We start from the raw sequence: 11,763 nt of genomic DNA on the forward strand, positions 1-11,763 counted from the left end.
CTTGTATAAAATTGTAGCGATATTATTCATTGTTTGTTATCCGCTGTTTGTGTTGTACACGCGCGAGCCGGATTTTCAGGACAGCGATTATACCAAAGGCATTATTCATTTTGTAAAAGATTCATCAAGCAACCGTATAGAGCCGGTTGCTTTTTTTATTTTTCTTCATCAACAGTATATTGTTAAGGCAGATTATCTGTTTAAAACATATAAGGAAGGTCAAAAGGTAGATATTATTTACAACACCGGCGATCCTTCCGATGCGAGTGTGTACAGTTGGTGGGGCTATTGGATACGGTGGAAAGAATTGCTGGCATTCCTTGCCGTGTTTATAGGATTGTACCAGATAGCAGCCGCTTTAACCAGCAATCCAACGCCCGAAGCACTAATAGAAGAACTGGAAGGCAGGGAAAATAGGCCAAAGCGAAGAAAATATGATGATTAAGATTACTGGTGCCAGCGTCTTTTTGTGTCAGGTTTTTATGAGCGTCCGCTCAACTGTAATTTACCTCAAATGAAAGCATTGCATATTGTGGAAGGCTTAGAAGCGAATGCTTCGGTGTGACTGGCAGAAATAACCATTTGTGTCAGTGATTACCGTAAAAAATGTGTTTCATCCGTGTACATCTGAAAGAGGATGCTTGAGCATAAGCAGCAAATCATCCCTACAATCTGTAATTGTAAGAAAAAATAAAGGTGCCCGCATCCGCGGCGCACCTTATTTTAACCCCTGCTGCAAAAATTATTGTAACTTAAAACCATTTTTACACTCACAACAATTCATAGATATTGCAAAAAGGGAAAGGTTTAAAAGGAAAATAAATTTTTTTTTATTCCATTCCATTCATCAGTTCGCGCTCTATTTCATCCATTTGCACAATGTCCCATGCTTCACTTTCGGTAGGGGTAATATTTAGTACATCCGGCAGATCTTCATTTTCAAACTGGGGCATTATTTCCTTTGTCACTTCACAAATCACAAAAGAAGCATTGTTATCGTAAAAGTGCTTTTGCAAACCTGTCAAATCATTTACCGCATCGGTATCCGCTTTTTTCACGTGGCGCAGATTAACTATTACATTATGCGGAGGTTCGGCGAGGCGCATTGTGGCGGTTTTCCACAATTCACCTGCTATATTGGCATCTAAACAATCCGTTTCCGGCGTAATTACCGTAAATTTTTCCTTGGTATCAATTTTGAAATTCATAAGTGTTTAATCGTATTTTGAAATAGTAATTAAATCGTATTTTAACGTAATTAACGGATTGGTGCTGAGTTTAGCTCAAAAATATTCGTTATACTTGTAACTCAATTTAAAAATCATGGATAATAATTTTTCAGCTCAGGTTAAGGAAATTATTTCATTCAGCAGGGAAGAGGCGCTGAGGCTGGGGAATGATTTCATTGGCACAGAACATCTGCTATTGGGTTTGATAAGAGAAGGAGAAAATACAGCCATAAAAGTTTTAAAACAACTCAATGTTGACTTGTACGAACTCCGCAAAGAGGTAGAGCTTGCGGTAAAAGATAAAACAGGAAAAAATATCGCTAACATCAATAGCTTGCCGCTTACCAAACAGGCAGAAAAAGTAATACGGGTAACCGTTTTGGAGGCGAAGGCGCTCAAAAGCCCGTTGGTAGAAACAGAACATTTAATGTTATCTATTCTTAAAAACAGGGAAAATATCGCTACCCAAATTTTGGGTCAGTTTGATGTGGATTATGATATTTTCCGCAACGAAATTGGCGTAGTACGCAGTGGTGAGCCGCGCAGCGAATACACCGAGAATGATGATGACGATTTTGATGATGAAAAGAAAGGCAGCTTTTCTTCGCAGCAGCGCAGCAGTAAGCAAAGCAATGCCAAGAGTAAAACACCGGTTTTGGACAACTTTGGTCGCGACATTACCAAATTGGCAGAGTCCGGCTCACTTGACCCGATTGTAGGCCGTGAGGAAGAAATTGAACGTGTTTCACAAATTCTTTCGCGCCGTAAAAAAAACAACCCAATACTCATTGGTGAGCCGGGTGTAGGCAAAACCGCCATCGTAGAAGGCCTGGCACTGCGAATTGTACAGCGCAAAGTAAGCCGCGTATTGTTCGATAAGCGCGTGATTAGTCTTGACCTGGCAGCTTTGGTGGCTGGTACAAAGTACCGCGGTCAGTTTGAAGAGCGCATGAAAGCTATTATGAATGAGCTGGAAAAGAACCGCGATGTGATTTTGTTTATAGATGAAATACACACGATAGTAGGTGCCGGTGGTGCCAGTGGCTCATTGGATGCCAGCAATATTTTCAAACCCGCATTGGCAAGAGGTGAGTTGCAGTGCATTGGTGCATCTACGTTGGATGAATACCGCCAATACATTGAAAAAGATGGCGCCTTAGACCGTCGTTTCCAGAAAGTAATGGTTGATCCGCCAAGCGTAGAAGAAACGATTATGATATTGAATAATATCAAATCGAAGTATGAAGACTATCACAATGTTATTTATAACGATGAAGCAATAGATGCCTGCGTAAAGTTGAGCGACCGCTATATGACCGACCGTTTGTTGCCCGATAAAGCAATAGATGTGCTGGATGAAGTAGGCGCCAGAGTGCACCTGAAAAACATCAATGTGCCCCAAAACATTCTGGATCTGGAAAAGAAGATAGAAGAAATTAAGCTTGAAAAGAACAAAGTAGTAAAAAGTCAGCGTTTTGAAGAAGCTGCTGCATTGCGCGACAATGAAAAACGCCTGGGTGAAGAACTGGAAAGAGCCAAAAACATTTGGGAAGAAGAAAGCAAGCACAAACGCTACCCGATAGATGAAGAAGCCATTGCCGAAGTGGTAAGTATGATGACCGGCATCCCTGTAAAACGTATGGTACAGGCTGAAACAGAAAAGCTCCGTAAAATGAGCGAAGACATGGCAGCTATGGTGGTTGGTCAGGAGGATGCCATCAGCAAAGTGGTAAAAGCCATCCAGCGTAACAGGGTAGGTTTAAAGGATCCTAAAAAGCCAATCGGTACCTTTATTTTCCTGGGACCAACCGGCGTAGGTAAAACAGAGTTGGCGCGTGCATTAGCCCGCTACATGTTCGACAGTGAAGATGCGCTCATTCGCATAGACATGAGTGAGTACATGGAAAAATTTACTGTAAGCCGTTTAGTAGGTGCGCCTCCCGGCTATGTTGGCTACGAAGAAGGTGGTCAGTTAACAGAGAAAGTTCGCCGCAAACCATACAGCGTTATCCTGTTGGATGAAATAGAAAAAGCACATCCGGATATTTACAACATTCTCTTGCAAGTGTTGGATGATGGTATTTTAACCGATGGTTTAGGCAGAAAGATTGACTTTAAGAATACCCTTATCATCATGACTTCCAACATTGGTGTACGTCAGTTGAAAGAGTTTGGCGATGGTGTTGGTTTTGCTACCGCAAGCCGCGTTCAAAATCAAGATGAGAACAATAAAGCGGTGATAGAAAAAGCGCTGAAACGCACATTCTCACCCGAATTCCTCAATCGTATTGATGATGTGGTCATCTTCAACTCGCTCACTAAAGAACACATCTTTGCTATTATTGATATATTAATGAGAGGTGTGGTTAAGCGTTTGAACAATCTTGGCTACAGCCTTGAATTGACAGAAGACGCGAAGAACTTTATTGCCGATAAAGGATATGATGTTCAGTTTGGTGCGCGTCCGTTACACCGCGCCATCCAAAAATACCTGGAAGATCCTTTGGCCGAAGAAATCCTGAACATGAACGTGAAGAACGGAGATGTGTTGATTGCTGACCTGGATAAAGAAGCTCAAAAGATAAAATTTGAATTTCGCCAGAAAGAAGCAGAAGCAAATGTTTAAATGGGAATAGTTGATAAAAGAAAAGCCGGTTTTTGACCGGCTTTTTTGTTTTGTGCTCTAATAGATTGACAAGATATCATCCGTTCTTCCGCAATTGCCGCTAATTTGGTGCTGCACTACTTTAAATTCAATGGCGGCTTTGTGCGAAGTCTGTTTCATGCCTTCAGTTGCAAATAATTGTTAGGAAATGCAAATACAACTTTCTGCATTTGCTTTGATTTCGCTACTACCTACAGTTTCGGCACAAAGCCGCCGCAAGGTTGTAAGTAATAATAAGTTCTTATTGGCGGCAATTGCTGAAGGATAGGCTTGCCTGCACCTTTTAACTATTATCTTGCATATTTTCCACGAATTACTTATCCATTTACTAAAGCTTCTTATGCAAAAAGTAATCAAAGCCATCATTTTCGATTTAGACGGCGTTATCATAGACTCTAATCCTGAGATAGAAAAGTTCTGGCACCGATGGGCAAAAAAAACAAAGCGGCAACTCACCCGGCAAAACATCACCGAGCACATTCATGGGCGTAAAGGTGTAGAAACGTTAGCAGCCTTATTCAACGATATAGATGATAAAACCAAAGAAGCCATCATTAAAGATGCTGTTGAGTTTGACAGTCAGATGAATCCTGAACCGATCAAAGGGATTTATCATTTTATCCAAACTTTATTACAGTTAAAAATACCTGTGGGCTTGGTTACCAGCTCACATGAAAAGCGGGCATTGCTCATGCTGCAAAAACAAAACCTGCACAATAGTTTTGAAGCACATGTAACTGCCGAAGAGGTAACAAATGGTAAACCGCACCCCGAGCCGTATTTGACCATTGCAAAAAAATTAAATCAGCATCCGGCGTATTGCCTGGTCTTTGAAGATGCTATTAGTGGTGTACTATCGGCAAAGGCTGCGGGAATGGAAGTAATTGGTGTTAATACTGAAGAAGCTGCTCAAAGTTTGTTGAATTATGGTGCTGCCTGTATAATTTCCAGCTTTGAAGAGTTGCGCGTGGAGCAAAACATATTACTTGGAAAAAACGGTATTTCCTACACACTTCAGGCGCCTTAGCTAGTGCGTTCCAGGTGCTTGTTGATGGTTGCCAATAAGTCATTTACTTCAAAGGGTTTATGGATAAAATCGTCTGCACCGTATTCGTGTATGTTTTCGGCGGCGCTTGGGTTTGCCGAAAACATTACAATCGGAATATTTTTGGTAGAAGGCTTGTGTTTTAGTTCGCGGCAAATGTCACGGCCGTCATTTCCCGAAAGCAATACATCCAGCAATAAGAGATGTGGCTTAAACGTTTCTACTTTTTCGTACACTTCTTCCCATCGGGAGAGCGCTACAACGTCAAATCCCTTCGTTTTAAACAAGAGTTGCATTACGGCCAGAATATCCAGGTCATCATCTAAAATCAAAATCTTTTTTGAAGCCATTTTATTGCTTGATATCGTTTGTTTCTTTAATTGGATTCACACGTTATTTATGCCTGCGCGTCAGGCCGCGGTTTTATAAAGGAAAAGGGGATAAAAAAGCCTGCATCATGTCGCAAATAGAAATGCTATGTTATTTCCGTTACTTCAATTGTGTACTAATTGCTGTTTTGCATCTCCCTCACAATAAAGCAAATATGACGTATTCCCTTTTAAACACAAAAAAAATTAAAGTTGTTTTAAAAAAGTTTTTATTAGAGAATTTATATACATTATCACAATTTTCTGTTTTTTTATTTATACATTCATCTTACCTTTGCCGCCTTATGCATTTTGCTGTTTTCTGTCCGGTTCTGTCTTTCTTATCAATAAAAAATAAACCATTATATCAGTTTGGAGTTTTGTGCTCATTCGTATGCTATTGATTGCTAATCAATAGCATTGATTTTTATTGCTATGGAAAACACCCTATAAAACAGGTAAAACGAATGTTGTTTACCAATTTTTGACAGGCGGCAAACTGCAACATTTAAGCATTTAAAACTGCAATTTTAAAATATGGCCATAAAAAAAGAAAATCGCCCAAGGGCAACTTTCTCCAAAATCACCATCGGGTTGGCTAGCCCCGATAGTATTTTGGAGCGCAGCTTTGGAGAAGTATTGAAGCCTGAAACAATCAACTACCGCACCTATAAGCCGGAGCGCGATGGTTTGTTTTGTGAAAGAATTTTCGGGCCGGTAAAGGATTATGAATGTGCCTGCGGTAAGTACAAGCGCATCCGCTACAAAGGTATTGTATGCGACCGTTGCGGTGTGGAAGTAACTGAAAAGAAAGTGCGCCGCGAAAGAATGGGGCACATCAAACTGGTAGTGCCGGTGGTGCACATCTGGTATTTTAAGAGCCTGCCCAATAAAATTGGTTATTTGCTGGGTATGAGTTCTAAAAAACTCGAGAGCATTGTTTACTACGAGCGTTATGCAGTAGTACAAGCTGGTGTTCGCGAAGATAAAGGCCTGCAGATGGGCGACCTTTTGACCGAAGAAGAATACCTGGATATTTTAGATAATTTGCCGAAAGACAACCAGTTTTTGCCCGATGAAGATCCGCAAAAGTTCATTGCCAAGATGGGCGCTGAAGCGGTACACGATTTACTGGCAAGAATTGATTTGGATGAATTAAGCTATACCTTGCGTAATGCCGCTGCCACCGAAACTTCTCAACAGCGTAAAGCCGATGCTTTAAAACGTTTGAGTGTGGTAGAAGCGTTCCGCGATGCAGCAACGCGTATTACTAACCGTCCGGAATGGATGGTAATGCAATACATTCCGGTTATTCCACCAGAATTGCGCCCGTTAGTTCCACTGGATGGCGGCCGTTTCGCATCTTCTGACCTGAATGACTTGTATCGCCGTGTGATCATCCGTAACAACCGTTTGAAGCGTTTGTTGGAAATCAAGGCGCCTGAAGTGATCTTGCGTAATGAAAAACGTATGCTGCAGGAAGCGGTGGACAGCTTGTTTGATAACAGCCGTAAGTCCAATGCCGTTAAGGCTGAAGGCGGACGTGCGCTGAAATCACTTTCTGATGTACTGAAAGGTAAACAAGGTCGTTTCCGTCAGAACCTGTTGGGTAAACGTGTGGACTATTCTGGTCGTTCGGTTATCGTGGTAGGTCCTGAGCTGAAAATGCATGAGTGCGGTTTGCCAAAAGATATGGCTGCCGAACTGTTCAAACCGTTTATCATCCGCAAGCTGATTGAACGCGGTGTTGTAAAAACCGTAAAATCGGCTAAAAAATTAGTAGATAAAAAAGAAGCCATTGTTTGGGATATTCTCGAAAACATATTGAAAGGACATCCTGTAATGCTCAACCGTGCACCAACACTGCACCGTTTGTCCATCCAGGCATTCCAGCCCAAACTGGTAGAAGGTAAAGCTATCCAGTTGCACCCGCTTGTTACCGCTGCTTTCAACGCCGACTTTGATGGTGACCAGATGGCGGTGCATGTGCCATTGAGCAGTGCTGCAATTCTGGAAGCACAACTGTTAATGCTTTCTTCTCACAATATCCTTAACCCGCAAAATGGTACACCTATTACACTGCCTTCTCAGGACATGGTGTTGGGCTTGTACTACATCACCAAAGGCAGAAAATCTATGGATGGTGAAGTGGTGAAAGGCGAAGGAAAAGCATTCTACAGCCAGGAAGAAGTGTTGATTGCTTATAATGAAGGTCGTGCAGATTTACATGCCAACATTAAAGTAAAAACAAATGTGCGTGAAGGCGGTGAACTGAAAAAGAAACTGATTGAAACAACCGTTGGACGGGTGTTATTCAACCAGTTTGTACCAAAAGAAGTAGGCTTTGTAAACGCATTGCTTACCAAGAAAAGCCTTCGTGAAATCATTGGTGATATTATTAAAATTACCGACGTTCCTAAGACAGCTAAATTCCTCGATGATATCAAACAGCTTGGTTTCCGCATGGCGTTCCGTGGTGGTTTGTCATTTAATGTAAATGACCTTATTATCCCGGATATGCGTAACGAATTGCTGGATCAGGCGAAAGCTGAAGTAGAAGAAGTGTGGGAAAGCTACAACATGGGCTTGATCACTAATAACGAACGCTACAACCAGGTAATTGATATTTGGAGCCGTGTGGATACCCGCATTACAGAAACGCTCATCCGTGAGATGGCAACAGACAAACAGGGCTTCAACTCTGTATATATGATGCTCGACTCCGGTGCGCGTGGTAGTAAGCAACAGGTAAAACAGTTGGCTGGTATCAGAGGTTTGATGGCGAAGCCAAGAAAATCTGGCTCAACCGGTTCTGAGATCATCGAAAACCCAATCCTTTCCAACTTTAAAGGTGGTTTGAACGTATTGGACTACTTCATCTCTACCCACGGTGCGCGCAAAGGTTTGGCGGATACTGCCTTGAAAACAGCCGATGCCGGTTACCTTACCCGTCGTCTCGTGGATGTTGCACAGGATGTGGTAATTAATGAAGAAGACTGTGGTACACTCCGTGGTATTGCTACTTCTGCATTGAAAGATAACGAAGACATCATTGAACCATTAACAGACAGAATCGTTGGCAGAACTTCGTTGCACGACGTGTTCAATCCTGTTACAGATGAATTGATAATTGAAGCTGGTGAAGAAATCACTGTGGATATTGCGCACGCCATTGAAGCGGCTGGTATTGAAACTGTTGAAATCCGTTCGGTACTCACTTGCGAAAGCAAGCGCGGGGTGTGTGTAAAATGCTATGGCAAAAACTTAGCTACCGGCTATACTGCACAACGCGGCGATGCAGTAGGTATTATTGCAGCACAGTCAATCGGTGAGCCAGGTACACAGCTTACATTACGTACCTTCCACGTGGGTGGTATCGCCGGTTCTTCTTCTGTAGAATCTACTTTGGCTGCTAAGTTTGATGGTACTATACAGTTTGATGGTTTGCGTACCGTAACTGCAGAGAATAATGAAGGGGAGAAGGTCCAGATTGTAATTGGCCGTACCGGCGAAGTGAGGATTATGGATGTGAAGAACGACCGTTTACTCATTACTAATAATATTCCTTATGGTGCTACACTGAACGTGAAAGATGGTCAGCAAATTAAGAAAGGAGATATTATCTGTACATGGGATCCGTTCAACAACGTAGTAGTTGCTGAAACTGCCGGTGAAGTGAAGTTTGAAAACGTACTGGATGGTATTACTTACCGCGAAGAAGCAGATGAACAAACCGGCCATCGCGACAAAGTAATCATCGAAACAAAAGATAAAACGAAGATTCCGGGTATTATTGTAGAAGGTAAAGACATTAAAAACTATAACCTTCCGGTGGGTAGCCGCCTTATAATTGAAGAAGGCGAAAAGGTGAAAGCAGGTCAGGTGATTGTAAAAATTCCACGCACGCTTCGCAAGTCTGGTGATATCACAGGGGGGCTTCCTCGTGTAACCGAATTGTTTGAAGCACGTAACCCAAGCAATCCTGCCATTGTATGCGAAATTGATGGTGTGGTTGCATTCGGTAACATAAAGCGTGGTAACCGCGAAATCATAGTAGAAGCAAGAGATGGAGTTGTTAAAAAATACCTTGTTCCGCTTACCCGCCAGATTTTAGTTCAGGATGGCGACTTTGTAAAAGCTGGTACTGCTTTATCTGACGGACAAACCGCACCAGCAGATATTCTTTCTATTAAAGGACCTTTTGCAGTACAGGAATATGTGGTGAATGAAATACAGGAAGTGTATCGCTTACAGGGTGTGAAAATCAATGACAAGCACATTGAAGTGATCGTTCGCCAGATGATGAAAAAGGTAGAAATTGTAGATGCCGGTGATACCAGATTCTTAGAAGAAGATCTGGAAGACAGGTTTGATTTTAACGAAGAAAACGACCGCATCTTTGATAAGAAAGTAGTAACCGATCCAGGTGAAAGTACCAGGCTGAAAGCCGGACAAATTGTAAGCGTACGCGAATTGAGGGAAGAAAACTCTCAACTGCGCCGTGCCGACAAAAAACTGGCTGAAGTACGCGATGCACAGCCTGCTACCGCGCAACCGGTACTGCTGGGTATTACTAAAGCATCACTGGGTGTACAAAGCTGGATTTCCGCAGCTTCCTTCCAGGAAACAACAAAGGTATTAAGCTCTGCCGCTATCCAGGGTAAATCCGATGATATGCTGGGCTTGAAAGAAAACGTAATCACGGGTCATGCAATACCAGCAGGTACTGGCTTACGCGACTTTGAGAACCTGATAGTTGGCAGCAAGGAAGAATACGAACTCTTAGCTACTACCAAAGAAGCCATGAGTTTTGATGATGAAGAGTAATGTCGGAACCGGGATTTTATGCGATTAAGCTGATTAACCGGATGAACGATAAGAATGGATAAATTAAGAGGCGGTCTAAATTATTTTAGACCGCCTCTTTTTATTTTGTACTTGAGAAGATTCTTTACTCATAAGTTATCTTAAACACCCATGCATTTTTACCCGGCGGGTCACTGCTCACTTTTTGTGGCACTACAATACTTAAACGGTTGTTGTCATACCGCCAGATCATTCTTCCTTTTTCGCCTAATAAGGTTACCGTTTTTACTTTACCAACTTTCAGGTTGTCTATGCTTTGTACCGATGGGAGTGCAGTTTCTCCTTCATTAGCACGGTAAATAGCATATACAATTCCGGGTTTATGGGTAAATACAAAATTGTTTTGTTCGCCGATTGCACTGTCACCTTTCGTGTCGTAAATGGCTTCTCCGTTTTGCTGCATCCATGCGCCAATTGCTTTTAATGTATCATACGCATCAGCATGCCAGTCGCCATCAGGGCCGGGTGCAATGTTTAATAACAAATTGCCATTTCTCGATACTACATCCGTTAAAATATGAATGAGCTTGTTGACAGATTTAAAATGTTCCTTTGGAATATATGACCATGAGTCGCCCATGGTAATGCAGCTTTCCCAAGGGTAGGGCAGGTAAGTAGCCGGAATGGACTGCTCGGGTGTTACATAGTTCTCATATTCCCCGCTTACAGTTCTATCCACTACCAATAAACCCGGCTGATGTTCTCTTGCCATAGCTGCAATTTTTGGCATATCAATGTCCTGATTGTAGGTGATAGAGCGTTGCCAATCCACACTGCTATCCACCGTTTTTCTGGGTCTCACCCAACCGCCATCAAGCCATAAAATGTCCATCTTACCATAGTCACTCATCAGCTCCTGTATCTGGTTGTACGTATAGTTTTTAAAGGCATTCCAGCGTTCAGGATATTTTGCCGGATTGTAATTTACATTTCGATCTTTTGGCGGAAAATAGTGCCACCAATAGTCATTACTATTCCAGTCGGGCTTGGAGAAATAAGCGCCAATCATAAAACTATCTGTACGAAAAGCATTGAATACTTCTTTGGCAATGTTGCTTTTTGGATTGGTGGAAAACGAGCATTTGGAGCTCGTTATTTTATAATCCGTTTGCTTTGTATCAAACATGCAAAAACCATCGTGGTGCTTGGTGGTAAATACCACGTATTTCATGCCTGCATCTTTTGCCGCAGCAGCCCATTTATCGGGATTAAAGTTGGTAGGATTAAAAGTCGTCTGCAGGTTTTCATACGCTTTCAGGTATTCAAAATAATTATCGGCATACGGACCGCGGCGTTGTGTCCAGCCTTCATCTTCGGGGCAAATGCTCCAGCTTTCCACCACGCCCCATTGGCTGTAAGTGCCCCAATGCATCAGCAGGCCAAATTTTACATCCTGCCACCGGTGCAGCTTATTTAACACGGCTGAATCCTTAGGATAAATATACGCTTTGCTGGCATTGTGCTGCTGGCAAAAACTACTGATTGCAAGCAATAAGAAAATGGAAAAACAGTAGAAGTTTTTTTTCATAAATAATGTATATAAGATCAAACAATCGCGTATTATTATGGCTGCTACATCTCTTTACATAA

General features: G+C 42.1%; 7 protein-coding genes. 4 read left to right on the forward strand and 3 right to left on the reverse strand.

Annotated elements, in window-relative coordinates; all coding sequences use genetic code 11:
* Nucleotide 1: 1 nt before the first annotated feature.
* Complete coding sequence (locus FC093_RS12960) at nucleotides 2-445, forward strand: hypothetical protein (RefSeq protein WP_137262218.1); 444 nt, start codon at nucleotides 2-4, stop codon at nucleotides 443-445.
* A 385-nt stretch (nucleotides 446-830) separates the two neighbouring features.
* On the opposite strand, the gene FC093_RS12965 is transcribed toward FC093_RS12960, so the two are convergent.
* Nucleotides 831-1,208 (reverse strand): STAS domain-containing protein, encoded by a 378-nt coding sequence (locus FC093_RS12965; protein WP_137262219.1) that lies wholly within the window; start codon nucleotides 1,206-1,208, stop codon nucleotides 831-833.
* A 115-nt stretch (nucleotides 1,209-1,323) separates the two neighbouring features.
* On the opposite strand from FC093_RS12965, the gene FC093_RS12970 reads away from it, so the two are divergent.
* Nucleotides 1,324-3,855, forward strand: coding sequence for an ATP-dependent Clp protease ATP-binding subunit (locus tag FC093_RS12970; RefSeq protein WP_137262220.1), 2,532 nt, complete (start codon nucleotides 1,324-1,326; stop codon nucleotides 3,853-3,855).
* A gap of 379 nt (nucleotides 3,856-4,234) precedes the next feature.
* Entirely contained in the window at nucleotides 4,235-4,921 is a 687-nt protein-coding gene (locus FC093_RS12975) for an HAD family hydrolase (RefSeq protein ID WP_137262221.1), read from the forward strand.
* On the opposite strand, the gene FC093_RS12980 is transcribed toward FC093_RS12975, so the two are convergent.
* Complete coding sequence (locus FC093_RS12980; RefSeq protein ID WP_137262222.1) at nucleotides 4,918-5,289, reverse strand: response regulator; 372 nt, start codon at nucleotides 5,287-5,289, stop codon at nucleotides 4,918-4,920. The genes FC093_RS12975 and FC093_RS12980 overlap by 4 nt on opposite strands.
* 555 nt (nucleotides 5,290-5,844) lie before the next feature.
* Between FC093_RS12980 and rpoC the strand changes: the two genes are divergently transcribed.
* On the forward strand, nucleotides 5,845-10,134 hold the full coding sequence (gene rpoC, locus FC093_RS12985) for a DNA-directed RNA polymerase subunit beta' (protein WP_137262223.1): 4,290 nt from the start codon (nucleotides 5,845-5,847) through the stop codon (nucleotides 10,132-10,134).
* 124 nt (nucleotides 10,135-10,258) lie between these two features.
* Here rpoC and FC093_RS12990 read toward each other — a convergent pair whose 3' ends face one another.
* On the reverse strand, nucleotides 10,259-11,701 hold the full coding sequence (locus tag FC093_RS12990) for an alpha-L-fucosidase (RefSeq protein ID WP_137262224.1): 1,443 nt from the start codon (nucleotides 11,699-11,701) through the stop codon (nucleotides 10,259-10,261).
* Between the last annotated feature and the right edge of the window lie 62 nt (nucleotides 11,702-11,763).

Source organism: Ilyomonas limi, from assembly GCF_005233845.1.
In the GTDB taxonomy this organism is placed as follows: domain Bacteria; phylum Bacteroidota; class Bacteroidia; order Chitinophagales; family Chitinophagaceae; genus Ilyomonas; species Ilyomonas limi.